Below are 23964 nucleotides of genomic sequence, written 5' to 3' on the forward strand. Positions count from 1 at the left end.
CCTCAGGCGAAACCCATGCTCGAACGCGCCAAACACTTCTCCATCAAGCAACTCGCGACCCAGGCGGGCGTGAGCAAGGCCACGGTCGACCGCGTGCTGCACCAGCGCGGCAGCGTGCACGGCCAGACTCGCCGACGTATCGAGCAGGCGCTGGATGAACTGGAATCCCAGGAGAAAAACGGCCTGGCGGTAGGGCGCACCTTCCATGTCGACGTGATCATGCACACCCCTCAGCGTTTCAGCGCCGCGGTGCAGGCGGCGATCACCGCGCAACTGGCCAGCCTGGCGCCGTTTCGCATCGCCCCGCGTTTTCACTTGTTCGAAGAAATCGAGCCCCAGGCCATGCACGATCAGTTGCTGCGCTGCCTCGACACCGGCAGCCAGGGCGTGGTGCTCAAGGCCGCCGACGAGCCGGCGGTGAACCAGGCCGTCAAGCACCTGATCGCGGCGGGCATCCCGGTGGTGACCCTGGTGACGGACCTGCCGCAAAGCGAACGCATCGGCTACGTCGGCATGGACAACCGCACCGCCGGCCAGACCGCCGCCTACCTGATGTCGCGCTGGCTGCCGGCGTTGCCCCAGGACGTGGCGGTGGTGATCGGCAGCGAGTTGTTCCGTGGCGAGGAGGAGCGCGAGATGGGCTTTCGCGCCTGGCTGCGCGGGCGAGCCCCCCACCTGCGGGTGCTGGACGTCAGCGGCGGCTATGGCGTGTACCCGCGCACCTTCGAGCGGGTCACCCAGGCGCTGCAACAGCATCCCGGCCTCAAGGCGGTGTACAGCGTCGGCGGCGGCAACCGTGCGATTGTCGACGCCTTCGCCGCCCTGGGTCGCCCGCTGGAGGTGTTTATCGGCCACGACCTCGACGAAGAAAACCGCCAACTGCTGCTGGACGAAAAAATCGCCGCGATCATCGACCACAACCTGCAGATCGATGCCCGCCACGTGTTCCTGCACATCCTGCACTACCACCGGTTGTGGAAGGCCGGTCCGATTGCGCCGTCACAGGTGCAGATCGTCACCCCGTTCAACCTGCCGGACTGAGCACTCCCCCAAACAACAAGATCAGGAGTTCAACCATGCTACGTATCGCTGTTCTAGGTGCCGGGCGCATCGCCAGGATCCACGCCGCCAATGTCGCCGCCCACCCGAATGCCACGCTGGTGCTGGTGGCCGATCCCTGGCGCGAAGGCGTCGATGCCCTCAGCCGCCAACTGGGCTGCGAGGCGGCCTACGATTGCGCCGCCGTCCTCACGCGCAAAGACATCGACGCCGTGGTCATCGGCACCCCCACCGACACCCATATCGACCTGCTGTTGGCGGCGGTCGCCGAGGGCAAGGCGGTACTCTGCGAGAAGCCCATCGACCTCGACATCGCCAAGGCCCGCAGCGCCGCCCAGGCCGTGGAGCGCCAGGGCGGCAAGGTGATGCTCGGCTTCAATCGCCGTTTCGACCCCGACATGCTGCGCCTGCGCCAGGCCCTGGATGCCGGCCAGATCGGCGCAGTGCGCCAAGTGATCATCACCAGCCGCGACCCAGGCCTGGCCCCGCGGGACTACCTGGAACACTCCGGTGGCATCCTGCGCGACATGACCATCCACGACTTCGACACCGCCCGCCACCTGCTCGGCGAAGAACCGGTGGAAGTCAGCGCCATCGCCAGCCGCCTGGTGGACCCGAGCCTGGAACAGATCGACGACTACGACAGCGTGATGGTCCTGCTGCGTACCGCCTCCGGCAAGCAATGCCATATCAACTGCTGCCGCCAGGCGGTATACGGTTACGACCAGCGCGTGGAAGTCTCCGGCGCCCTTGGCGTGCTGCTCACCGACAACCATCGCCCCAGCACCCTGCGCCACTGGAGCGCCGACCACACCGAAGCGCTGGAACCGTTGCAGCATTTCTTCCTGGAGCGTTACGCCGATGCCTATCGCAATGAGCTGACCCGGTTTATCGATGCGCTGAACAACGGCCAGGCACTGCCCACCAGTGTGCGCGACGGGTTGTATGCGCTGCATCTGGCCGATTGTGCGTTGGAGTCGGTGAGGACGGGGAGGTGCGTGGCGGTCAGTTACGACCTGTAGGCCCCGGTCCGATCCACCAACCGAATGCTGTCCCGTCCGCCACGCTTGGATTCATACAGCGTGGTATCTCCCTGTTCGATCAGCGCCGCCAGGCTGGCCGGCGGCTGGTCGAACAGGGTGGCGCCGATGCTCAGGGTCACCGGCGCGGGCGTGGCAAAGGTTTGTGCGGCCAGTTGCTGGAACTGCTCGCGCAGGCTGCTGCCCAGTTCGACGATCTGCTCGGTCGAGGCCGGGTTAAGCAGGATCACAAACTCATCACCGCCCAAACGTGCGGCCAGCGCGCCTCGGGGCACGACTGCGCGAATCATCTCGCTCAAGGCGATCAGCACACGGTCGCCGGCGGTATGGCCGTGGAGGTCGTTGACCGACTTGAAGTTGTCGATATCGATCAGCAGCAGGGCGCCCGGTTGTTGCGCCGACACCTGGGCCAGCAGGCGCGGCGCGCGCAGGTCGAGGGCGCGGCGGTTGTAGAGGGCGGTGAGCGGGTCGCGGGCGGCGAGGCGGGCGATCTGCTGTTCGCGGCGGTAGCGTTCCGAGCCGGTCATCGACAGCGCAATCAGCATGATCGCCATGGCGCCTTCCACCAGGGACACCTGGATGATCTCGCCCTTGAACGCGGCGAGGTCGATCAAGGTGCCGGGGATCACCACCGACAGCGCCTTGGCCACGTAGAACATGCCGTGGACCAGCAGCACATAACGCAGTTGCACCGCGCCGATGCTCAATGATCGGCCGTGGGGCCGCAGCAGGAAACTGGCGCGCAGGGTCGGCAGCGCGACCAGCAGCGACTGCACGCCCAACATGGCTTTGGACCACGGCAGGTCGGTCGGGAGCATCAGCATGCCCAGCCACACGGCCAGCAGCAGCCACCACCGCGGCGACAGGCGTACCTGGGTAAAGCGCGCGACCCCGAGCAAGAACAGGCAGTGCGCGGCCACCAGCAAGCCGTTGGCAAACCAGATGCCGATGAGCAGGTAGCCATTGATGCGCAGCAGGGCCAAGGTGGAGCCGACGGTGATGGTGGCGAAACCGGCGCTCCAGAACAGCAGCGAAGGTTCGCGTACGCTGCGCCATTCTATGGCCAGGTACAGGGCAGCAGCGGCGGCCAGGGCAACGGTGAGTGCCAAAATCGTAGGAGGGTCGAGCGTCATTTCGTGCCGGGTCTGCCTGGGTGTGCGTTGAGGCTGGGGATTGTAAGCGCACACGCAGGTTTTTCAGAGCCCAAAGGATAATGGCATACAGCCATCCGATGATCGGCGGTCTAGACGCCTTTGGTCGACGGCAGCAGTATCGTCAGGATGCCCACCAGTGGCAGGAACGAGCACAGTGTGTAGACGTACTCGATGCCGTGGCTGTCGGCGAGCAGTCCGAGCAAGGCCGCGCCGATCCCGCTGAAGCCGAACATCAGGCCGAAAAAGATCCCGGCGATCATGCCGACATTGCCGGGCACCAGTTCCTGGGCAAACACCACGATGGCCGAGAACGCCGAGGCGAGGATGAAGCCGATCACCACGCTGAGCACGGCGGTCCAGAACAGGTCGACGTAGGGCAGGGCCAGGGTGAACGGCGCGGCACCGAGGATCGAGAACCAGATGACTTTCTTGCGCCCGATCCGGTCGCCGATCGGCCCGCCCGCGAAGGTGCCCACGGCCACTGCACCGAGGAACAGGAACAGGTACATCTGAGAACTCGATACCGACAGGTGGAATTTTTCAATCAGGTAGAACGTGAAGTAGCTGGTCAGGCTGGTCATGTAGAAGTATTTGGAGAACACCAGCACCGCCAGCACCACCAGGGCAAACGTCACGCGGCCTTTGGACAAGCCGTGGGTGGCTTTGCCGCCTTGCTTGAGCTTGAACAGGTTGAGGTGGTTGCGGTACCAGCGGCTCAAGCCGTACAGCACCAGGATCGCGAACACGGCAAACAGCCCGAACCAGGCGATGTTGCCCTGGCCGTAAGGAATGATGATCGCCGCCGCAAGCAACGGCCCCAACGCGCTGCCGGTGTTGCCGCCGACCTGGAAGGTCGATTGCGCCAGGCCATAGCGCCCGCCGGAGGCCAGGCGTGCGACGCGCGAGGTTTCCGGGTGGAAGGTCGATGAGCCGACGCCCACCAGGGCTGCCGCCAGCAGGATCGCCGGGAAGCTGCCGACAAACGCCAGCATCAGGATGCCGACCAGGGTGCAGACCATGCCCGCCGGCAGCAGCCACGGCTTGGGATGCCGGTCGGTGTGGTAGCCGATCCAGGGTTGCAGCAGCGAGGCGGTCAGCTGGAACGTCAGGGTGATCAGGCCGACCTGGGTAAACGTCAGGCCGTAGTTGGCCTTGAGCATCGGGTAGATCGACGGTAATACGGCCTGGATCAGGTCATTGATCAGGTGCGCCAGGGCACAGGCGCCGAGGATACGCAGGACTAACGGGCTTACTTGGGGCGGACTCGAGGTGGCGGCAGGTGATGCGGTCAGGGTCGACATGCAGGCATTCCATACAAGGCAGCGAAGAGGGGCAGCGAGTACTTGAGCAGGCTGCCCATTTCAATTTGTTTCAGAGCTTATGCTAGATTCGTCAGGAATGCCTGTCTCGCGTAATTCGGGAGGCAACCATCGTAAAAAGGGCGAAATGATCAAATCACTGGATAAATTTTTGCAGGAAATCGATGAGGGCGACTGGGCTGTCATCAGTTCGGCCACCGATTATCCGGAAAACTGGGTGATCCCCGACCACAGTCACGAAAAGCATCAATTACTCTACGCCACCGAAGGCGTGATGGTGGTGCATTCGGCGCACAACCAGTGGACGGTACCGCCCAACCGCGGCTTCTGGATGCCCTGCGGGCACGTGCACTCCCTGCGCTGCGTGGGCGCCCTGAAAATGCGTAGCGTGTTCGTGCGCCCTGACAGTTTCCCCAACCTGCCGACCGAGACCAAGGCGGTGAGTATTTCGCCGCTGCTGAGCGAGCTGATCAAGGCCTCCGTGAGCTTGAAACCGCCCTATACCGAAGACTCCCGCGATGCGCGGATCATGCACCTGATCCTCGACGAGCTGGCGCTGTTGCCGGCCTTGCCGCTGTCGCTGCCGCAACCCGCCGACCCGCGTATCCAGCAGATCTGCCTGGCGTGGCAGGAGGACCCGGGCGATGCCTCCACCGTGGCGGATTGGAGCGAGCGCCTGGCCCTCGACCAGAAAACCATCCAGCGCCTGTTCCGCAAGGACACCGGCATGACCTTCGGCCAATGGCGCCAGCAGGCGCGGCTGCTGCTGGCATTAGAGCGTATCGCGGTGGGGCAGAAGATTATCGACGTGGCCCTGGAGCTGGGCTACGAAAGCCCGAGTGCGTTTACCAGCATGTTCAAGAAACAGTTTGGCAAGACCCCGAGTCATTTTTTCCGCTGACGTCGGCGCAGTAGTCGTCCAGCAAGCCGTTGAATGCGTCGATATCCAGCGGTCGGCTGAGGAAGTAGCCCTGGCCTTCTTCACACGCCACGCTTTTGAGCATGGCCAGGTGCTCAGCGGTTTCGATGCCTTCGGCCGTGACCGTCAGGGCAAGGGCACGGCCCAAGCCGACAATGGCTTGGATAATCGCCTTGTCATCCTCGCTTTCCTCCAGTCGGGTGAGGAAGCTGCGGTCGATTTTCAGACCATCGAACGGGAACGCCCGCAGGTAGCTGAGGGACGAATAGCCGGTGCCGAAGTCATCCATGGCAATGCGGATGCCCAGTTGCTTGAGCGTGCGCATCACCTCAAGTGCGCCGACGGCGTCCTCGAGCATGACGCTTTCGGTCATTTCCACCTCAAGGCGCGCAGGGTCGATACCCGAGGCGTCCAGGGCGTGGCGCACGCGCTCCACCAGGTTGCCGCGCTTGAACTCGGTGGGTGACAGGTTCACCGAGACGAACAGCGTGTCGGGCCACTGCGCCGCGCACGCACAGGCAGTTGCCAGTACCCAGTCACTCAGCGCCAGGATCAGCCCCGATTCTTCGGCAATCGGAATAAAGGTGTCCGGGGCGATCAGCCCGCGTGCCGGGTGCTGCCAGCGCACCAGGGCTTCGGCCCCGACCATCTGCCCATCGGCGATGCGATAGCGCGGCTGGAAGTGCAGGCGCAGTTCGGCGTGCTTGATCGCAAAGCGCAGATCGCTCTCCAGGCGCCGCCGCTCGATGATCCGCGTATTCATGTCCCCGGAGTAAAAGCGCCAGGTATTGCGCCCGGCCGCCTTGGCCTCATACAGCGCGATATCGGCGTAGCGCAGCAGTTCGGTGGCATCGCGGGCATCGGTGGGCGCCAGGGCAATGCCGATACTGGCACTGATAAACACCTCTTGTTCGTCGATTTTGATCGCCTGCTCGATGGACTCGATCAAGCGCAGGCACAGGCTTTCGACTTCATCCTGGCTGCCGGCGTCGCTGAGGATCAGCACAAACTCATCGCCGCCGACGCGAGCCACCAGGTCACCATGGCGCACGCAAGCAGCCAGGCGGGCGGACACTTGATTGAGCACCCGGTCACCGGCGGCGTGGCCGAGCAGGTCATTGACCGGCTTGAAGCGGTCCAGGTCGAGGCTGAGCATCACCAGCGGCTGCTCGGCGCTGGGCAGGGCCTTGAGTTTGCCGTCCAGGAATGCCTGCAGGCGCGTGCGGTTGGGCAGCCCGGTCAGGGCGTCGTGTTGAGACAGGTACTCGATGCGCCGACGTGCTTCGACTTCTTCGGTGACGTCGGTGGCCGTCCCGCGAAACCCGCCACAGGGCATTTCCCGGGCCGACAGCCGGGTTGTGCGCTCCTGTCCCTGGGCATCGATATAGCGGCATTGCACACTGATGTCCACGCGCCGGCCCGGAGTGCTCAGCCACTGCGACAGCAGGTCGGCCTCGGTGTCCAGCAGGTCGCTCATGGCCGCACCGAGCCAGGCTTGCCGGGTCAGGCCGGTGACGCTTTCGAAACGCTCAGACAGGTAGGTAAAACGCCAGCCGACATCGATTTCCCAGACCCAGTCCGAGCTGGCCTCCACCACGTCGCGAAAGCGCGCCTCGCTGGTGGCCAGGGCGGCCTGGCTGTCCAGCAGGGAGGTGTGACTGGCATCCAGGGCGAGGGCGGCGGCGGTGGCGCGACGCAGAATGACCCAGGTCATCAGGCACACCAGCAGCGCGGCCAACCCCAGCAGCGGCAAGCCTACGCTCATCAAGCGCAGGCCGGGTCGCGCAGGTTCCCAATGCAGGCTGCCAGCGGCGCCGTTATCGCCAAGGGGGAAAACCAGGGTCTGGCCGATGTCATCGGGCGTGGCCACATGCAGCTTGCCCACGCCGAAGTCATCGCCGATCGCACTCAGCTTGGCGCTGTTGAGAACGTCGACGAAGATCAATACCGAGGCCGGCCGGCCATCGGGCTCTACCGTGGGATCGGTGCCGGGCGTGATCGCGGCGGCGGCCACCAGTGCCGGGCTGCCGCGTACATTGATGAACGCCGTGACCGGTGTTTCGTTTTCAGCCCCGGCACGCGCCTGCTCGATAATTTCGGTCAGGGGCTGGTCGAGCCACTGCGAGAGCTCGACGCTTTGCAGCGCGCCCTTGATCACCGAGTAGACCGTGCGATTGTCGTTATCGACCACGAACAGGCCTTGGAAACCGAAGTCCTGATACAGCGTGGCGCCGACGTTGCCGCGCGCGTAGGCCCAGTCGCTGTCCACGGTCATGTGCAGGTGCTTGTAGGCATCGCTCCAGAAGGCGTAGTCCTTGACGGTCACCCGCAGGGACTTCTCCAGGGATTGCACGGCTTTACGCGTATAAAACGCGCTTTCCTGCTGTTCGGAGTGATCCAGTTCGTGCGCAAGGTAAACCAGGGAGTAGGCGGCGGCGGCAAAGACCAGGGCCAGCAACGCCACGAAATTGAACAGCGATGTACGTGCCAGCGACAGGCTGGTGCGATTGGAGAGCTTGCGCACAATGGGGGCGAGAGAGTTCGGCATTATTTCCCGCAGGACGTCGCTGCAAGTAAGGGATATGCCTGCGTATCGGCTGTCTGGGCAAAATAATTAGCGCTTCAGCACCGTGCGCCCACGTGGGTTGGGCTTCACCGGAACGCTGTCGCCGTACTCGCGGCCCAGGCGAGTATCGCCGCCATGCACAGTAGCGCTGCGCTCAAGGCAAACGTCGCCTGGTAGCCCGACAGGTCAAACACCACACCGCCCAGCGTTGCCCCGGCGGCGATTGCCAGTTGGATGATGGCAACCATCAAGCCGCCCCCTGCCTCGGCATCCTCAGGCAGGGTTTTTGCCAGGCAGGTCCACCAGCCCACCGGCGCGGCGGTGGCTACCAGGCCCCACACACAGAGCAGCGCGCCGGTGATAACGGTCGAGCTGCCGAATGCGACCAATGCCAGGGCGATCACCGCCATCAATACGGGAATGGCGATCAGCGTGGGGTACAGGCCGTTCTTCAGGACACGCTCGATCAGCAGTGTGCCGGCCAATCCGGCCAGGCCGAGCACCAGCAACATCAACGACAGCAGCGACACACCCACCTGGGTAACACCTTCCAGAAACGGCCGCAGGTAGGTGAACAGCATGAACTGGCCCATGAAAAACACGCTGATGGCAAGCATGCCCAGGGCCACCGGGGCGCGCTTGATCAAGCGCAACAGGTTGCCGTTGTCGGCCTGGCTGCGGGGCGTGATCGACGGCAGGCTCAGCAGCAGCCACAGCACCGCGACCACGGCCACCGGCACCACGCAGAAAAACGCGCCACGCCAGCCGATCAAACCACCGAGGAAACTGCCCAGCGGTGCCGCGATCACGGTTGCCAGTGCGTTACCGCCATTGACGATAGCCAAGGCGCGCGGCACCTGGCCCTCGGGCACCAGGCGCATGGCGGTGGCTGCCGACAGCGACCAGAAGCCGCCGATGGCAACGCCGATGAGGGCGCGGCCCAGCATGAAGGTCAGGTAGTTCGGCGCGAACGCTACCACGCTGCCGGACACGATCATCAGCAAGGTCAGCGCGACCAGCAGGCGCTTGCGATCCATGCGCGCCGCCACTCGGGCGATCACCAGGCTGGTGAGCAAGGCAAACAGGCCTGACACCGAAATACCCTGGCCGGCCTGGCCTTGGCTGATGCCCAGGTCGGCGGCCAGCGGGGTCAACAGGCTCACCGGCATGAACTCCGAGGCCACCAGGGCAAAGGCCGCCAGGGACAGGGCGAAGACTGCGCCCCAGCGGGGCGTGTGAGGGTTTATCGAGATCACTTCAAGTGACTTTTGAAGAAGCTGGTGAGCTTGGCGAAGGGGATCAGGTTGACCCGGTCGTAGAGGTCCACATGGCCGGCGTTGGGGATGATCACCAGCTCCTTGGGCTCGGCGGCACGGTGGTAGGCGTCTTCGCTGAACTCGCGGGAGTGCGCATCGGCACCGGCAATCAACAGCAACGGGCGAGGGGAAATGGTCTCGATATCGTTGAACGGATAGAAGTTCATGAACTTCACGTTGCTGGTCAGCGTCGGCATGGTGGTGGTCTGCGGCGACGCGCCGGCCGGTGTGACTTCACCGCGCGGTGTGCGGTAGAAATCGAAAAACTCATCGCCAATCGGGTTGCCGCTCCGCTTGAGCGGCGTGCCGCTGGTGTAGAGGGTCTCGCCGCCCTGGAATTCCACGTAACGCTGGTTGGCCGCCTGCACCAGCACCTGCCGGCGTTGTTCCGCTGTCATGCCGTGCTTGAGGCCGTTGCGGTTGGCGGCGCCCATGTCGTACATGCTGACCGTGGCAATGGCCTTGAGGCGTGGGTCGATCTTTGCCGCCGCGATGGCAAAGCTGCCGCTGCCGCAGATGCCGATTACGCCGATGCGCTCACGATCGACCAGCGGCCGGGTACCGAGGAAGTCTACGGCGGCGCTGAAGTCTTCGGCGTAGAGGTCGGGCAGCACCGCATTGCGTGGTGTGCCTGCGCTTTCGCCCCAGAACGACAGGTCCAGCGACAAGGTGACAAAGCCCTGTTCGGCCATTTTGGTGGCGTAGAGGTTGGCGCTCTGTTCCTTGACGGCGCCCATCGGGTGGCCGACGATCAGCGCGGCATTTTTCGAGGCCGGGGCGAGCTGTTTGGGCACGAACAGGTTGCCCGCCACCGGCATGCCGTATTGATTGTTGAAGGTGACTTTTTCGGCGGTCACCTTGTCGCTTGTGTAGAAGTTGTTTGCACCGTTGGACATGTCGGCTCCCAGAGAAGAGAACGAAATCACCAGCAGACTCAGGGTGAGCAAGAGGCTTTTCATGGATGGATCCTTGAGAAGGGGGTCGGCACATTTTCCCGGCGTGGCTGAGGGTTCTGTAGTGCGTTCCACTGGATTACTTGCCTGATCCTCTGAGTCTGGCGGGTTGCCGGGGACGCCAGCGGGCCGGTCGGGGTAAAGTCCAACGATCAGAGCAAAGGGCCCTTTATGAAGATCAATCAAACGCCCCTGGACGTGCTGGTCCGCGTGATCGGCTCAAGGGTCTGCGTACCCGGCGACTACCCCACGGCCATCCCCGGCCTGGGCTTTTATCGGCGTGAGCAGCCCGCGACACCCGTGGTGTGCATGGTCGAGCCGAGCATCGTGCTGGTTGCCCAGGGTGAGAAGCGGCTGTGGGTCGGCGGCGAGGGCTACCCGTATGACACGGCACGATTTCTGCTCACGTCGCTGGATATACCGGCCAACTCCGAAGTACTGGTCGCCAGCCCGACCCGCCCGTGCCTGGGCCTGACCTTCAAGCTCGACCTGCGCATCCTGGCCGAGCTGATCGCCCAGGGGGAGTTGCCGCCAACGCGTGAGCGGGCGGTGATGAAAGGCGTGGGGATTGGTGTGGTGACCGGCGCCATGCTTGCCTCCTTTGCGCGCCTGGTTGAATTGCTTGATGAGCCCGAAGCGATACCGGTGCTCGCGCCCTTGATCCAGCGCGAGATTCACTTCCGGCTATTGCAGAGCGACCAGGCCGGCCGACTGCGCCAGATCTGCTCCGTGGACGGGCAGGGTTATCGGATTGCGCGGGCGATCGATTGGCTCAAGCTCAATTACGACGTGCCGCTGCGCGTGGACGAACTGGCCGCGCGCGTGCAGATGAGCGCGGCGACGTTTCACCATCACTTTCGCCAACTGACGGCCATGAGCCCGCTGCAGTATCAGAAATGGCTGCGCCTCAACGAAGCGCGGCGTTTGATGTTGAACGAGCATCGGGACGTATCCAGCGCGGCGTTCAAGGTCGGCTATGAAAGCCCGTCGCAGTTCAGCCGCGAGTACAGCCGGCTGTTTGGTGTGCCGCCCAAGCGCGATATGGCCGTGCTGCGCGGCAAAGCGGCGGTCAGCGATCCGCTGGCGTCAAGTTAGCGTAGAAGATGCAGCCGATCAGCCGCGCAAACAGGCTGAGGGTTTCCGGCAGGTTGGGGTCGTCAAACAGCATCGCCCGGGAATCCAGCGCACACAGTGCACCGAACAGCCGGCCATCCGGGAGGAAGATCGGCGCGCCGGCATAGCTCTCGATGGCGTATTGCTTGACCACCGGGCGTGCGGCAAAGCGGCCATTGGCGCTGACCTGCGGGATGAACAGGGTCTGTGGGTTGATGCAGAACTCGCTGCACAGGGTGGTTTCCAGGTCGAGCACGTCATCGGCATGAATGCCCATGTCGAAGGGGTCGTGCGCTGAACAGACAATCCATTCCAGGTCAGTGAACTTGGCGATGCCGGCAAAGCGCATGCCCGTCAGGCGGGTGACCAATTGCAGAATGCTGGTGGTGGCTTCGATTTCGGCGATGGCAGCGCGTTCGTCGGCGCTGAGTAACGCGTGTGCGGCGGTGCAGCTTGGAAGCATGGTTGAACACTCCACTGGCGTGGCGGCCCTTGCCACCACGCTTGGTCAGGTCTTAGTTGATACGCGGATGCTGCTGCACCAGGTTCTGGCGCTTGGCTTCCAGTTCGGCAATCTCGGCGTCAATGTCTTCGATTTTCTGCTCGATATTGTCGTGATGCTCCTGCAGCAACTCCTTGGCTTCTTCCATGTCCGACGCAGCCGGTGCTGCGCCGCGCAGGGGTTTGTTGGCGGTTTCCTTCATGGTCAGGCCGGTGATCAGGCCGACCACCGCAAACACCATCAGGTAGTAGGCGGGCATGTACAGGTCATTGGTGCTTTCAACCAGCCAGGCTACCGCGGTAGGCGTGACGCCGGCGATCAATACCGAGACGTTGAACGCACTGGCCAACGCGCTGTAGCGCAGGTGCGTGGGGAACATCGCCGGCAGCGTGGACGCCATGACGCCGATGAAGAAGTTAAGCACGATGGCCAGGATCAGCAAGCCGGCGAAGATCAGGCCGGTCTTGCCGCTGGTGATCAGCATGAAGGCCGGAATGGCCAGGAACAGCAGGCCGATGCTGCCGGCGATGATGAAGGGCTTGCGGCCGATCTTGTCGCTGACAAAACCGATGAACGGCTGCACGAACAGCATGCCGACCATGATTGCGATGATGATCAGCACACCGCTGTTTTCGGAGTAGTGCAGGTTATGGGACAGGTAGCTCGGCATGTACGTGAGCAGCATGTAGTACGTCACGTTGGTGGCCGCGACAATGCCGATGCAGGTCAGCAGGCTGCGCCAGTGCTTGGTGGCGATCTCCTTGAACGACACTTTCGGGCCATGGGTCAGGCCTTCGCGGTCACCCTGTTCGAGCTTGTCGACATGCTGTTGGAACGCCGGGGTTTCTTCCAACGCATGGCGCAGGTACAGGCCGATCATGCCCAGGGGCAGGGCCAGGAAGAACGGCAGGCGCCAGCCCCAGGCCTCGAAGTCGGCTTCGCCCAGCACGCTGGAGATCAGCACCACGACGCCGGCACCGAGGACGAAACCGGCGATGGAGCCGAAGTCCAGCCAACTGCCGAGGAAGCCGCGCTTGCGGTCCGGCGCATATTCGGCGACGAAGATCGAGGCGCCGGTGTATTCACCGCCCACCGAGAAGCCCTGGGCCATTTTGCACAGCAGCAGCAGGATCGGCGCCCAGATGCCGATGGAGGCGTACCCGGGGATCAGGCCGATGGCGAAGGTGCTCAGCGACATGATCACAATGGTCGCGGCGAGGACTTTCTGGCGTCCGTATTTATCGCCCAGCGCGCCGAAGAACAGGCCGCCCAGGGGACGAATCAGGAACGGCACGGAGAACGTCGCCAGTGCCGCGATCATTTGTACGCTAGGGGAGGCGTCGGGGAAGAACACCTTGCCCAATACATAGGCGACGAACCCGTAGACACCAAAGTCGAACCACTCCATGGCGTTACCCAGTGCGGCGGCGGTGATCGCCTTGCGCATCTTGGCGTCGTCAACAATGGTGATGTCTTTCAAACCGATGGGCTTGACGCTTTTCTTACGTAATTTCATGCGGACCACTCTAAAACAGAACAGGGGAGGTGCCATCGTTGCGATGGCACCGCTCTGTCAGTTCAGATACAAGCGGACATGAAATAATTCACCGCTATTTGCGTTTTTTTGCCTGGGGCGCAATTTGCGTGCAATTGCCTGGGTTTTCGGGGTGAGCACCTACCCTGGGGCGATCCGGCATTCTGTGGTGAGCGGGCTTGCCACAAGAAGCCCGCTCGCCGTGGTCATGTGCGCTTGTCGTCCTACAACCTAGCTGCGCCTGGCACTTTTTACACCCGCGAGATAGCCCGCAAAAGCCGTAATCTTTCAGATTGACAGCGGGTAGGTAGCCCGATATAAAAGCCACAGTTGTACGACGACATATGATGTTACATATGTCCTACCTAACAAAAATAAAAAGTGATGCCATGAACTTGATCGAGCCCATCAACGCCCAGCGCGTTGGCCAAGCTGTAGGCAACTATCGCTGGACCATCTGCGCGATGTTGTTTTTCGCGACCACCGTCAACTACCTCGACCGCCAGGTGCTCAGCCTGCTCGCGCCGCAGTTGTCGACGCAATTTGGCTGGAGCAACACCGATTACGCCAATATCGCGGCGGTGTTCCAGTTTGTGTATGCGATCTCCATGCTGTTTGCCGGGCGGTTCGTCGACAAGATCGGCACCAAGGCCGCCTACGTGATCGCGATTGCGATCTGGTCCACCGGCGCCATCATGCATGCGTTCTCGGTGCCGATGGGCGAGGGCATCGCCGCGGTCAGCGGTGCGATCGGCCTGGCGGTGATTCCGGTGTCCATCGCCGGCTTCATGCTGTCCCGGGCGGTGCTGGCTATCGGCGAGGCGGGTAACTTCCCGATTGCGATCAAGGCCACCGCCGAATATTTCCCCAAGAAAGAACGCTCGCTGGCCACCGGGATCTTCAACTCCGGCGCCAACGTCGGCGCGATCCTGGCGCCGATCTGTGTGCCGCTGATCGCCGGGATGTGGGGCTGGGAAGCGGCCTTTATGGTCATCGGCATGCTGGGCTTTGTGTGGGTGGCGGTATGGGCGGCGGTGTATGAGAAGCCGGAGCAGCAAAAACGCCTGTCGGCCGAAGAGCTGGCCTATATCCGCAGCGACCAGGCGCAGCAGCCCTCTATCCCGCCGGTTGCAGGCGCGGTACAGAAAAAAGTCTCGTGGTTCAAGTTGCTCACCTACCGCCAGACGTGGGCGTTTGCCTTCGGCAAGTTCATGACCGATGGCGTGTGGTGGTTCTTCCTGTTCTGGCTGCCCACCTACCTGTCGGCGCAATACGGCATGAAAGGCGCCGATATCGTCATGCCGCTGGCCGTGCTGTACAGCATGACCATGGTCGGCAGCATCGGCGGCGGCTGGTTCCCCAGCTACTTCATGGCCCGTGGCGATGCCCCCTACGACGGCCGCATGAAAGCCATGCTGGTGATCGCGCTGTTCCCGTTGGTGGTGTTGCTGGCGCAACCGTTGGGCTACATCAGCTTCTGGGTCCCGGTATTGCTGATCGGCGTCGGCGCCTCGGCGCACCAGGCGTGGTCGTGCAACATCTTCACCACCGTGTCCGACATGTTCCCGCAGAAAACCGTGGCCTCGGTGGTCGGCATCGGCGGCATGGCCGGCGGCATCGGCGGTGTGGTGATGACCAAGATCGGCGGCTGGGTGTTCGACTACTACAAGTCCATCAATGACATCCACACCGGCTACATGATCATGTTCGCGATCTGTGCGCTGGCGTACCTGGTGGCCTGGAGCGTGATGAAGACCCTGGTGCCGCGCCATAAGGAAATCACTGACCTGTAATACCTCGTGGCCGCCGCGCTGTCGCGCAGCAAACTGGTACCTCTGTGGCGAGCGGGCTTGTCCCGCGTTGGGCTGCGCAGCAGCCCCACGCGGGACAAGCCCGCTCGCCACAGGTCCGTCGAATCACCCATAACGTTGTGTCGAGACCCATTCCTTCAAGCGCCTTTTCTACAACGCGCGCGCCCAGGTCTGGCTGACCAGTTGCTTGCCGAAACTCAAGGTGGGCTCCTCTTCCACCAACTCGAAACCGGCTTTCTGGTAGAGCTTGCGCGCATCGGTCAAGGCGCTCATGGTCCACAACATCATGCGGGTGTAGCCGACATCGCGGGCAAAGCGCAGGCATTCGTCCACCAGGCGCTGGCCGATGCCCAGGCCCCGCGCACTCGCATCCACGTAGAGCATGCGCAGCTTGGCGGTTGTATCGTCATGGCGCACGACGAACACCGAGCCGACCACCTCGCCCTCCTTCTCCGCGATCCAGCAGCGCTCCCGCGCCGGGTCGAACTCGCGCAGGTACTTGGCGACGATCTCCGCCACCAGCGCTTCAAACTCCCAGTTCCAGTGGTATTCGCGGGCATACAGCGCCGCTTGCTGCTGCACCACCAGGCCCATATCCCCTGGCCGTGGATCACGCAGCAGGTAGCTCGACGGGCGGTCTTGCAGCAGGGCCTGGATACGTTGCATGGCGTCGGTCAATTGCTGCTGCCGGGGTTCGGGCAGACTCTCGAGCAGGGCGATGACTTCATCCTGGGTCTGCTGTTCCAGGGGCGCCAGGACCGCGCGGCCGAGATCGGTGAGGTGCAATTGCACCGCGCGCGCATCGGTGGCGCAGCGGACTTTCTGGATCAGGCCGTTTTTCTCGAAACCACTGGTCAGGCGGCTCAGGTAACCCGCGTCGAGGCTGAGCATCTGGCAGAGGTCGGCGCTGGTGAGGTCGCCACGGGAGGACAGCTCGTACATCACCCGAATTTCAGTCAGGGAATAGTCGCTGTGCAACAGGTGTTCCTGCAGCACGCCGATCTGGTGGGTGTAGAAGCGATTGAAGCCGCGCACGATGCCGGCGCGTTCCACAAGCAGGGGAGTGGACATGGCGGATACTTGAATGGTTGCCTTAGTCAATTATATTGTTGCTTCAGGCAAGCATGTCAACGGCTATGATCGCCGGTCATGGTCATCCCAGGCTTGGCCGTCGCCTGTGGGCTCGTCAATATGATTCGAATCGCCATGGCCACGCCGATCAGCACCGCAACCAGTCCCACGGCTTCCATGAGTGTGGGCCAGCGCCCGTGAAACCCCAGGCCGAGCAGGGTGGCGAAGAGGGATTCGAGGGCGATCAATTGGCCGCTCAGTACCATCGGCAGGCGTCGGGTCGCGGCGTTCCAGGCCCAGGCGCCGACCATGGTGGACATCACCGCGATCACCAGGCTCCAGGCATAGAGCGGGCCAGCCTGGGAAAGGCCGAAGCCGAGCATCGGCAGCTTGAACATGCCAAGCCCATGGATGAACGGTAGCAGGCACAGGGTGGCGACACCGCTGCCCACCATCATGAGTGCGGTCCAGAGACCGGTTGCCTGCGCCGCAAGGTGTGTCAGTTGCCTTTGGTTGATCACGCTGAACCACAACCAGAGAGCAACTGCACTCAGGGAAAAAAACAGCCCTGCCCACCAGGCGCTTGTGTCCAATGAAGGTTGATGAAAGCTGCTGATGTTCGACAGCAAGAGGCCCACCGTCAGGCATGACAAAGGGGTTGCCAGGCGGCGCCACGGGACTGTCCTCGTGCTGGCGTTACCCACCAGGGCCAACAACACCGGCACCGTGCCGATAAACGCCGGGGTCATGACCGGCCCGCCGAACATCACGCCGGCGGCGATGCACGCGCCGTAGCCCAGGCACCCCAACGCCCCGAGTGCTGCGGCGAGGCATCCCTCGCCGGGCCCGAGCAAGTGCAACTGTGCCCGGCATAGGATCACCCCCATGACACCCAATGTGCCGGCGATCAGAAATCGCACAGCCATCAAGTCATAGAGGCTGTAGTCGCCGGTGACGTAAGGCGCGATGAAGTTCAACGCCCAGCCCAATGTCGCAACAACCGCGAGCAGCACGCCGACGGCAATGGAGGTCTGTGCAGCGTTCATCCGGGGCATCCATTGAGGTAATGGATCCATGGTGCCCAGTCATGCGGGTGTGCTACAAACGAGTTCTCGGCCGTGGATGTATAACCTCAGATTATGAATACACTTGGCAAGACCCTGCCGCCCCTGGCCAGCCTGTTGCCGTTTGAAGCGGCGGCACGCCTGGGCAGTTTCTCCAAGGCGGCCGATGAGCTGCACATCACCCAGGCTGCCATCAGCCGCCAGATTCGCGGGCTGGAAGACAACCTGGGGGTGAAGCTGTTCAGTCGGCGCAACCGGGCGGTGTTCCTCACCCAAGAGGGGCGGGAACTGGGCCGGGTGGTCGGCGAAGCGCTGCGCAGCATCAGTGAGAGTGCCACCAGCCTGCGGGGGTCACCCCACAGTCATCGCGTGGTGTTGCTGTGTCAGTTGTGCGAAGCGTTTTATTGGCTGATGCCGCGCTTGTCGACGTTCCACCAGCAATACCCGCACATCGAAATCCAGGTGGTGACCTCCACCCGCCCCCTGACGGAGTTCACCAGTCACTTCGACGTGGCCTTGCAAAGTACCGGGCGCGCGAGTGGCAGCCATCCGCTGATGTTCACCGCCGCCGACGAAGTGTTCCCGGTGTGCAGCCCCGGCTATCTGGACAGCAAACCACCGCTGTCGCTCGCCGGGTTGCAGTCGCGCACCTTGTTGCACCACAGCTCCCATCCTCCGCACTTGATGGAGTGGGACAGCTGGTTGCAGGTGTTCGGCCAGGCCTTGAGCGGGGAGGTGCGCGGTGCGACCTTCGATAGCTACCCGCTGATGTTGCAGGCGGCGGTGGAAGGGCATGGGATCGCCATGGGCTGGCGGCGTACGGCGAGCCGGTTGATTGACAGCGGGGCGCTGGTAAGGCCCTGTGTCGAGAGTGTGCATTTGCCCCAGGCGCTATCGATTTACCGGCAGCAGGGAGAGGGCAGCCGGGCCGAGGTCGTGGCGTTGCTCGACTGGCTGGAGGCGCAATTGCAGGATGAAGGCTGACAGGGGCGCCGCCGCCCCTGTCATATGCCGCTATGGCTTGCGCGTCACCCGCCACACGGTATTGGCCAGGTCGTCGGCGATGATCAGCGCGCCTTTCGGGTCCACCGTCACCCCCACCGGGCGCCCACGGGTCTTGCCGTCGTCACCGCGAAAGCCGGTGGCGAAATCAATCGGCTCACCCGATGGCTTGCCATTACTGAACGGCACGAAGATCACCTTGTAGCCCACCGGCTTGTCGCGGTTCCAGCTGCCGTGCTCGCCGACGAATACGCCGTCGGCAAATTGCTCGCCCATGGCCGGGATGGAAAAGTCCACGCCGAGTGCGGCCACGTGGGAGCCCAGGCTGTAGTCGGGCTTGATCGCGGCGGCGACTTTGGCCGGGTTCTGCGGTTGCGCGCGCGGGTCGACGTTCTGGCCCCAATAGCTGTAGGGCCAGCCGTAGAACGCGCCTTCTTTCACCGACGTCAGGTAGTCGGGCACCAGGTCGGGGCCGAGTTCGTCGCGTTCGTTGACCACCGTCCACAGTTGCCCGGAGTCGGGTTGGATGGTCAGCGCCGTCGGGTTGCGCAGGCCAGTGGCATAGGGCTTGTGTGCGCCGGTGGCGGCGTCGATCTGCCAGACCATGGCGCGGTCGATTTCCACTTCCATGCCACGTTCGGTCACGTTGCTGTTGGAGCCGATCCCCACATACAACTGGCGTCCATCGGCACTCACCGCCAGGGACTTGGTCCAGTGATGGTTGATCTGCGCCGGCAGGTCGGTGACTTTCACCGGTGCGCCGCTGGCCTTGGTCTGGCCATCGGTGTAGTCGAAGCGCACCAGCGCATCCTGGTTGGCCACGTAGAGCTTGCCATCGGCAAACGCCAGGCCATAGGGCGCGTTGAGGTTGTCGGCGAACACCGTCTTCAACTCATAGGTGCCGTCACCGTCGGCATCGCGCAGCAGCGTCAGGCGGTTGCCGCCTTTTACCTTGGTGTTGCCCTGGGCCTTGATCACGCTGGCGATCACATCCTTGGGCTTGAGCTTGGCCGCACTGCCGCCACGGCCTTCGGCGATCAGGATGTCACCGTTGGGCAGCACCAGGGTCTGGCGCGGGATGGCCAGGTCGGTGGCGATGGCCGTGATGCTGTAGCCCTCGGGTACCTGGGGTTTCTGATCGCCCCAGGGGGTGGGCTCGGCGATCTTCATGCTCGGCAACAGGCTGCTTTGTTGCTCCGGCAACGTGGGGTCGGGGCCACGGGCCTGGGTCTTGTCGCCTTCGCCGCCGCAGGCGCTCAGCAACAGCGCGGCGCTCAATACGCTCAGTGTGTGGGACGTTTTCATTTGGCACCTCCCGAGCGCAGGCCGGTCCAGGTGGCCGCCAGTGTCAGCAGCAAGACGACGGCCGACATGATCAGCCCGGCAGGCATTGAGGCGTAGGCATCCTTGGCATGTTGAAAGGCATTGACCAGCCCTAATACCCAGGTGGCTAACAGCAGCAGGACATACCGCGTGGGTTGCCCCGCCTTGCGCTCGGCGCGAAGCAGGTTGACCAGCGCAAACAGGAACGCGAGCCCACAGAACACCAGAGCACCGGCAATCAACCAGGACGCAAAGTTGGCCCATTGAATCTGGTAGGTCTGGGTGTAGGCAATGTCGCTGAGCAAGGCACCCAGAAACAGCGGCACGGTGCCGGCCAGCAAGGTCGCATGCAGCGGCCCCGGCGTGTATCGGTAGGCGGGAAGGGTTGTCATGGTAAGGCGGCTCCTTGTTGTACAACGCCCCTGGTCGGGGCTGCGCATAGAAAATGAACGCCTTACGTATCAGATAGTTCAGCATAATTCGTGTCGAAATATTAAGAACCAGCCTGAAAGCTGGCATGCTCAGGGCTTCACATAAGGAGCCGTCCCCATGCCAACCCTGCACCTGCTGTGCGGCAAGATCGCCTCGGGCAAGTCAACACTGGCCAAGACCCTGGTGGCCGAACACGCCGCCATCCTGCTCAGCGAAGACACCTGGCTCGCCCAGTTGTACCCCGGTGAAATCCTCTCGATCGCCGACTACCTGCGCTGTGCCCAGCGTATTCGCGGGGTGTTGGGCCCGTTGGTGATCAACCTGCTTGAATCCGGCGTCAACGTTGTGCTGGATTTTCCCGCCAATACCCTGGCCAATCGCGAATGGCTGCTGGGGTTGGCGCAGGCCGCCAAGGTGCCGCACCGCCTGCATTACCTCGAGCTGGACGACGCCACCTGCCGCGCAAGGCTGCATGCGCGCAATGCCCGGGGCGATCATGATTTCGCGGCGACGGATGCCGAGTTCGACTTGATCACCCGGCATTTCTGCGTGCCGAGCGAGGCGGAAGGGCTGGTGATCGAGGTGCATCGCCCATGAGTACGCCTTCTGCGGGCATCGACGCGGACGGTTTTATCCTCACCGTCCCCGACACCCCCGTGCAGCGTGAATACCAACCGTTGCTGGCGGACGTCTGCGCGTCGCTCTCGAGGGACGACCTGGGCCTGGACGGCCTCTATCTCTACGGCAGTGTCGCAAGGGGCGACGCCATTCCCGGTGTTTCCGACCTCGACCTCACCCTGGTGCTGCGCGAGCCGGCAACGGCGGAGCTATTGGCCCGGCTGGAGGCAGTCCGCTGTGCACTGGAGCAGCGGCATTCCCTTGTCACCAAGGTGGATTTCGATATCGGCCACCGCGCGCAAGTACTGGCGGCGGAAAACCGCAACAGGTGGGGCTTCTGGCTCAAACACCAGTGCCGCTGCCTGTGGGGCAATGATCTGTCAGTGCATTTCGAACGGTTTCGGCCATCCCGTGACATCGCGCTGGCGGTAAATGGTGATTTTCACGCCGTATTGAGCGCGTACCTCACGCGCATCGCGTGCGCCGACACCGAAACGCAGCGCCTTAGCTTGCAGCGCGAGGCTTCACGCAAGCTGATCAGGTCCACCCATGTATTGCTTTCGGAAGATGCGTCGACATGGCCGCGCACCCTCGAAGAGCATGTGGCGATGTTCGTCCGGGGGTATCCGCAGCGGGTCACTCACCTTGCGTTCTTTCTCTTTGAGGCCAGGAACCCTGGCGCCACGATGGAAAACTTCACCACGCGGCTTCGAGCTTTTCTGGATTGGATGGCTTCACCCATCGTAGATACCGTCTTATCCAGCACCGCGTAAAACCCCGTAGCAGCTGTCGAGCCCCGGCGAGGCTGCGTCGGTCGCGGCTCGAGCTTGAATCGGCAGCGCGCCTGACGCAGCCTCGCTTGCGCTCGGCAGCTGCTACGGGGGGGGAGGCCTTGATGGGGTTGGCATTCGTAGCAGCTGTCGAGCCTTGGCGAGGCTGCGTCGGTCGCGGCTCGGGCTTGAATCGGCAGTGCGTCCGACGCAGCCTCGCTTGCGCTCGGCAGCTGCTACGGGGGTGAGGCCTTGAGGGGTTGGTATTCGTAGCAGCTGTCGAGCCTTGGCGAGGCTGCGTCGGTCGCGGCTCGGGCTTGAATCGGCAGTGCGTCCGACGCAGCCTCGCTTGCGCTCGGCAGCTGCTACGGGAGGAGGCGGATGATCAGGTGGCGACAATCATCAGGACTTGAAGCGCCCCACCAGGCCATTCAACTCATCCGACAGATTTGACAGGCGCCCCGAGTCGTCCTGCGCCGAGTTGGCCAGGCTTTCCACCAGGCGCGCCTCGTCGTAGATCTGCTGGATATGCCGGTTGATCTCTTCGGCCACACTGTGTTGCTCCTCGGCGGCGGCGGAGATTTGCAGGTTCTGGTCGCGGATCTCGTTGACCGACAGCTGGATGCCTTCAAAGCTGTCGCGCGCGCTTTCGATGGACGACACACTGGCCCGTGACAGGTCCAGGCAACTGCCCATTTTTTGCGTGACTTCCTGGGTCTTGTTTTCCAGGGTGCCGAGCAGGTGCTCGATCTCGCCGGTGGAGTCGGAGGTGCGCTTGGCCAACGCGCGCACCTCGTCGGCGACCACGGCAAAACCACGGCCCTGGTCGCCGGCACGGGCGGCCTCGATGGCGGCATTGAGTGCCAGCAGGTTGGTCTGTTCGGCAATCGCGCGAATGGTGCCGATGATCTGGTTGATGCTGCGGCTGCCGGCTTCGAGTTCGACCATGGCGTCGGACGACTCGGTCAAGCGGCGGCCCAGGCGGTTGACGTTATCGGTGGTGACTTCGATCTGTTGCTTGCCCTCGGCCACCCGGCGATGGCCGTTCTCCGCCGACTCTGCCGCACTGCTGCATGAACGCGCGACTTCGTTGGCAGTGGCGACCATTTCGTTGAACGCGGTGGACACCAGTTCCACCGCCTCGCGCTGGCGCCCGGCGGCTTCGTTCATGTTATGTGCGACTTCGCTGTTGACCTTGGAGGCGTTGTGCAAATTGGCCGAGGCCGCGCCGATGTGCTGGATCAATTGGCGAATCGCGGCCAGGAACTTGTTGAACCAGCCGGCCAGTTCGGCGGTTTCATCCTTGCCCTGCACCTGCAGTGCGTGACGCAGGTCGCCTTCGCCCTCGGCAATCGACTGCAAGCCGCTGCTGACCTGGCCGATGGGCTTGACGATCACCTTGGAAAACGCCGCCGCAAGCACGCCGAAGATCAGCACCAGCACGCCGACGATGACCGCTGTGAGGTAGGTCATGCGCGTGGCTTCAGCCATGACTTCGCGGTGCTCGATCAGGCCGATATAGCGCCAGCCCAGGCCGGGAGAGGTCCACACGTTGGCCATGTAGCGCACGCCGTTGATTTCCACCTCGGTAGAACCCTGGGACGTCTCGGCCAGGTGCGCATAGGCGGCGCCCAGGTCCTTGAGCGGCTTGAAACTGTGGGCGGCGTCGCGCGGGTCGACCAGCACCACGCCGTCTTCGATCAGCATCACGTAGCCGCTTTCGCCGAGCTTGATGCTCTTGACCAGTTCGGTGAGGTTCTTCAGCGACACGCTGACCACGAACACGCCCTTGGCTTTGCCGGCGTTATCCAGCAACGCCCGGGCAGTGCCCACCAGCGCCACATCGTCTTTGTCGTAGTAGTAAGCCGGCGTGCGCACGGTCTTGCCGGGGCTGGCCATCGCGGCCTTGTACCAGGGGCGCGTGCGTGGGTCGTACTTGGCCAGCTGCGGGTCATCCGGCCATTTGGCGTAGGTACCGTCTTCCAGGCCGATGGAGAGGATGGCGGCTGCCGGGTGCGTGGCGCCAAAGCGCGCAAAGCGCTCGATGACCGCTTGTGCCGCTGCTGGCATCGGTTGGCTGGCGGCGTCGGCGGGCTGGTAGTTCTTCAGCGTTTCCACGGAGGTGTACACAGGATCCATGGCCATTTGATCGACGTTCTGCAGCGTGCCGTCGAAGAACTGGCGGATATTGCCATCGATCTGGCGGATTTCCCGGGTGCTGCCGTCGATAAATTGGTCAACGGCCTGGGTCCGTGTGTTCATCACGGAGATGACCGCCACCAGGCTTACCGGGATAAACGCAACCGAGACAAATGCCAGTACCAGCTTATTTTTTATTTTCATCGAGACGACCATCAGCGTAGAGGGCGGTCAAATCGTCTCGCTCCGGAAAAAGAGC

The 23964-nt window shown here is 63.1% G+C and carries 20 protein-coding genes and 1 pseudogene; 8 read left to right on the forward strand and 13 right to left on the reverse strand.

Annotated features, from left to right (window positions below; genetic code table 11):
* The first annotated feature begins 15 nt into the window (after positions 1-15).
* Positions 16-1041 carry a LacI family DNA-binding transcriptional regulator gene (locus tag F6S08_RS13765; protein ID WP_065928042.1) on the forward strand — a complete coding sequence of 342 codons (1026 nt, stop codon included), beginning with the start codon at positions 16-18 and terminating at the stop codon, positions 1039-1041.
* 35 nt (positions 1042-1076) lie between these two features.
* Positions 1077-2081 carry an inositol 2-dehydrogenase gene (gene iolG / locus F6S08_RS13770; protein WP_065928043.1) on the forward strand — a complete coding sequence of 335 codons (1005 nt, stop codon included), beginning with the start codon at positions 1077-1079 and terminating at the stop codon, positions 2079-2081.
* Here iolG and F6S08_RS13775 read toward each other — a convergent pair.
* Together F6S08_RS13775 and F6S08_RS13780 are read right to left on the reverse strand one after the other, a co-directional pair.
* On the reverse strand, positions 2069-3232 hold the full coding sequence (locus tag F6S08_RS13775; RefSeq protein ID WP_027608507.1) for a GGDEF domain-containing protein: 1164 nt from the start codon (positions 3230-3232) through the stop codon (positions 2069-2071). The genes iolG and F6S08_RS13775 overlap by 13 nt on opposite strands.
* 110 nt (positions 3233-3342) lie before the next feature.
* Entirely contained in the window at positions 3343-4554 is a 1212-nt protein-coding gene (locus F6S08_RS13780; RefSeq protein WP_315871735.1) for an MFS transporter, read from the reverse strand.
* A 97-nt stretch (positions 4555-4651) separates the two neighbouring features.
* Between F6S08_RS13780 and F6S08_RS13785 the strand changes: the two genes are divergently transcribed.
* Positions 4652-5473: a helix-turn-helix transcriptional regulator gene (locus tag F6S08_RS13785; RefSeq protein WP_315871736.1), complete on the forward strand. Its 822-nt coding sequence runs from the start codon at positions 4652-4654 to the stop codon at positions 5471-5473.
* Here the strand turns inward: F6S08_RS13785 and F6S08_RS13790 are convergent.
* From F6S08_RS13790 to F6S08_RS13800, 3 genes are all read right to left on the reverse strand, one after another.
* The gene (locus F6S08_RS13790) at positions 5430-8039 is read right to left on the reverse strand and encodes an EAL domain-containing protein (RefSeq protein WP_315871737.1); all 2610 of its coding nucleotides are present in this window, start codon (positions 8037-8039) and stop codon (positions 5430-5432) included. The genes F6S08_RS13785 and F6S08_RS13790 overlap by 44 nt on opposite strands.
* 104 nt (positions 8040-8143) lie before the next feature.
* The gene (locus F6S08_RS13795; protein ID WP_315871738.1) at positions 8144-9313 is read right to left on the reverse strand and encodes an MFS transporter; all 1170 of its coding nucleotides are present in this window, start codon (positions 9311-9313) and stop codon (positions 8144-8146) included.
* Positions 9310-10332, reverse strand: coding sequence for an alpha/beta hydrolase (locus F6S08_RS13800; protein WP_315871739.1), 1023 nt, complete (start codon positions 10330-10332; stop codon positions 9310-9312). The genes F6S08_RS13795 and F6S08_RS13800 overlap by 4 nt, the downstream gene beginning before the upstream one ends.
* A 165-nt stretch (positions 10333-10497) precedes the next feature.
* Between F6S08_RS13800 and F6S08_RS13805 the strand changes: the two genes are divergently transcribed.
* Entirely contained in the window at positions 10498-11421 is a 924-nt protein-coding gene (locus F6S08_RS13805) for an AraC family transcriptional regulator (protein ID WP_065928050.1), read from the forward strand.
* Here the strand turns inward: F6S08_RS13805 and F6S08_RS13810 are convergent.
* Both F6S08_RS13810 and proP read right to left on the reverse strand, forming a co-directional pair.
* Positions 11396-11902: a GAF domain-containing protein gene (locus F6S08_RS13810; protein WP_065928051.1), complete on the reverse strand. Its 507-nt coding sequence runs from the start codon at positions 11900-11902 to the stop codon at positions 11396-11398. The genes F6S08_RS13805 and F6S08_RS13810 overlap by 26 nt on opposite strands.
* A gap of 52 nt (positions 11903-11954) precedes the next feature.
* The gene (gene proP / locus F6S08_RS13815; RefSeq protein WP_065928052.1) at positions 11955-13457 is read right to left on the reverse strand and encodes a glycine betaine/L-proline transporter ProP; all 1503 of its coding nucleotides are present in this window, start codon (positions 13455-13457) and stop codon (positions 11955-11957) included.
* A 407-nt stretch (positions 13458-13864) separates the two neighbouring features.
* Between proP and F6S08_RS13820 the strand changes: the two genes are divergently transcribed.
* Positions 13865-15268 (forward strand): MFS transporter, encoded by a 1404-nt coding sequence (locus F6S08_RS13820; protein ID WP_065948259.1) that lies wholly within the window; start codon positions 13865-13867, stop codon positions 15266-15268.
* Positions 15269-15436: 168 nt separating this feature from the next.
* Here F6S08_RS13820 and F6S08_RS13825 read toward each other — a convergent pair whose 3' ends face one another.
* Together F6S08_RS13825 and F6S08_RS13830 are read right to left on the reverse strand one after the other, a co-directional pair.
* Complete coding sequence (locus F6S08_RS13825; RefSeq protein ID WP_074846946.1) at positions 15437-16357, reverse strand: helix-turn-helix domain-containing GNAT family N-acetyltransferase; 921 nt, start codon at positions 16355-16357, stop codon at positions 15437-15439.
* Between the two features lie 56 nt (positions 16358-16413).
* Positions 16414-17403 (reverse strand): DMT family transporter, encoded by a 990-nt coding sequence (locus tag F6S08_RS13830; protein WP_315871740.1) that lies wholly within the window; start codon positions 17401-17403, stop codon positions 16414-16416.
* 93 nt (positions 17404-17496) lie between these two features.
* On the opposite strand from F6S08_RS13830, the gene F6S08_RS13835 reads away from it, so the two are divergent.
* Positions 17497-18405, forward strand: a complete 909-nt coding sequence (locus tag F6S08_RS13835; protein WP_065928056.1) for a LysR substrate-binding domain-containing protein — start codon at positions 17497-17499, stop codon at positions 18403-18405.
* A gap of 30 nt (positions 18406-18435) precedes the next feature.
* Here F6S08_RS13835 and F6S08_RS13840 read toward each other — a convergent pair whose 3' ends face one another.
* Together F6S08_RS13840 and F6S08_RS13845 are read right to left on the reverse strand one after the other, a co-directional pair.
* Positions 18436-19728 (reverse strand): PQQ-dependent sugar dehydrogenase, encoded by a 1293-nt coding sequence (locus tag F6S08_RS13840; protein ID WP_065948261.1) that lies wholly within the window; start codon positions 19726-19728, stop codon positions 18436-18438.
* Positions 19725-20138, reverse strand: a complete 414-nt coding sequence (locus tag F6S08_RS13845; RefSeq protein WP_065928058.1) for a DUF2231 domain-containing protein — start codon at positions 20136-20138, stop codon at positions 19725-19727. Before F6S08_RS13845 ends, F6S08_RS13840 begins: the two co-directional genes overlap by 4 nt.
* 157 nt (positions 20139-20295) lie before the next feature.
* Here F6S08_RS13845 and F6S08_RS13850 point away from each other — a divergent pair, with 157 nt between their 5' ends.
* Together F6S08_RS13850 and F6S08_RS13855 are read left to right on the forward strand one after the other, a co-directional pair.
* Positions 20296-20775, forward strand: coding sequence for an AAA family ATPase (locus F6S08_RS13850; RefSeq protein WP_027608492.1), 480 nt, complete (start codon positions 20296-20298; stop codon positions 20773-20775).
* Entirely contained in the window at positions 20772-21569 is a 798-nt protein-coding gene (locus F6S08_RS13855; protein WP_315871741.1) for a nucleotidyltransferase domain-containing protein, read from the forward strand. The genes F6S08_RS13850 and F6S08_RS13855 overlap by 4 nt, the downstream gene beginning before the upstream one ends.
* A gap of 399 nt (positions 21570-21968) precedes the next feature.
* Here the strand turns inward: F6S08_RS13855 and F6S08_RS31400 are convergent, their stop codons facing one another.
* Both F6S08_RS31400 and F6S08_RS31405 read right to left on the reverse strand, forming a co-directional pair.
* A complete protein-coding gene (locus F6S08_RS31400; RefSeq protein ID WP_370737674.1) occupies positions 21969-22736 on the reverse strand; it encodes a methyl-accepting chemotaxis protein in 768 nt (255 codons plus the stop codon).
* 87 nt (positions 22737-22823) lie between these two features.
* Positions 22824-23921 (reverse strand): annotated as a pseudogene (locus F6S08_RS31405) (cache domain-containing protein); the annotation flags it as partial.
* Positions 23922-23964: the final 43 nt, after the last annotated feature.

It is taken from the genome of Pseudomonas sp. JV449 (assembly GCF_032424295.1).
Taxonomy (GTDB): domain Bacteria; phylum Pseudomonadota; class Gammaproteobacteria; order Pseudomonadales; family Pseudomonadaceae; genus Aquipseudomonas; species Aquipseudomonas marginalis.

What these genes read in the sequence shown, in the direction of transcription:
- F6S08_RS13765 (WP_065928042.1), top strand. Translation starts at nt 16, where the DNA reads ATGCTCGAACGCGCCAAACACTTCTCCATCAAGCAACTCGCGACCCAG.
- iolG (WP_065928043.1), top strand. Translation starts at nt 1,077, where the DNA reads ATGCTACGTATCGCTGTTCTAGGTGCCGGGCGCATCGCCAGGATCCAC.
- F6S08_RS13775 (WP_027608507.1), bottom strand. Translation starts at nt 3,232, where the DNA reads ATGACGCTCGACCCTCCTACGATTTTGGCACTCACCGTTGCCCTGGCC.
- F6S08_RS13780 (WP_315871735.1), bottom strand. Translation starts at nt 4,554, where the DNA reads ATGTCGACCCTGACCGCATCACCTGCCGCCACCTCGAGTCCGCCCCAA.
- F6S08_RS13785 (WP_315871736.1), top strand. Translation starts at nt 4,652, where the DNA reads ATGCCTGTCTCGCGTAATTCGGGAGGCAACCATCGTAAAAAGGGCGAA.
- F6S08_RS13790 (WP_315871737.1), bottom strand. Translation starts at nt 8,039, where the DNA reads ATGCCGAACTCTCTCGCCCCCATTGTGCGCAAGCTCTCCAATCGCACC.
- F6S08_RS13800 (WP_315871739.1), bottom strand. Translation starts at nt 10,332, where the DNA reads ATGAAAAGCCTCTTGCTCACCCTGAGTCTGCTGGTGATTTCGTTCTCT.
- F6S08_RS13805 (WP_065928050.1), top strand. Translation starts at nt 10,498, where the DNA reads ATGAAGATCAATCAAACGCCCCTGGACGTGCTGGTCCGCGTGATCGGC.
- F6S08_RS13810 (WP_065928051.1), bottom strand. Translation starts at nt 11,902, where the DNA reads ATGCTTCCAAGCTGCACCGCCGCACACGCGTTACTCAGCGCCGACGAA.
- proP (WP_065928052.1), bottom strand. Translation starts at nt 13,457, where the DNA reads ATGAAATTACGTAAGAAAAGCGTCAAGCCCATCGGTTTGAAAGACATC.
- F6S08_RS13820 (WP_065948259.1), top strand. Translation starts at nt 13,865, where the DNA reads ATGAACTTGATCGAGCCCATCAACGCCCAGCGCGTTGGCCAAGCTGTA.
- F6S08_RS13825 (WP_074846946.1), bottom strand. Translation starts at nt 16,357, where the DNA reads ATGTCCACTCCCCTGCTTGTGGAACGCGCCGGCATCGTGCGCGGCTTC.
- F6S08_RS13830 (WP_315871740.1), bottom strand. Translation starts at nt 17,403, where the DNA reads ATGAACGCTGCACAGACCTCCATTGCCGTCGGCGTGCTGCTCGCGGTT.
- F6S08_RS13835 (WP_065928056.1), top strand. Translation starts at nt 17,497, where the DNA reads ATGAATACACTTGGCAAGACCCTGCCGCCCCTGGCCAGCCTGTTGCCG.
- F6S08_RS13840 (WP_065948261.1), bottom strand. Translation starts at nt 19,728, where the DNA reads ATGAAAACGTCCCACACACTGAGCGTATTGAGCGCCGCGCTGTTGCTG.
- F6S08_RS13845 (WP_065928058.1), bottom strand. Translation starts at nt 20,138, where the DNA reads ATGACAACCCTTCCCGCCTACCGATACACGCCGGGGCCGCTGCATGCG.
- F6S08_RS13850 (WP_027608492.1), top strand. Translation starts at nt 20,296, where the DNA reads ATGCCAACCCTGCACCTGCTGTGCGGCAAGATCGCCTCGGGCAAGTCA.
- F6S08_RS13855 (WP_315871741.1), top strand. Translation starts at nt 20,772, where the DNA reads ATGAGTACGCCTTCTGCGGGCATCGACGCGGACGGTTTTATCCTCACC.
- F6S08_RS31400 (WP_370737674.1), bottom strand. Translation starts at nt 22,736, where the DNA reads ATGAACGAAGCCGCCGGGCGCCAGCGCGAGGCGGTGGAACTGGTGTCC.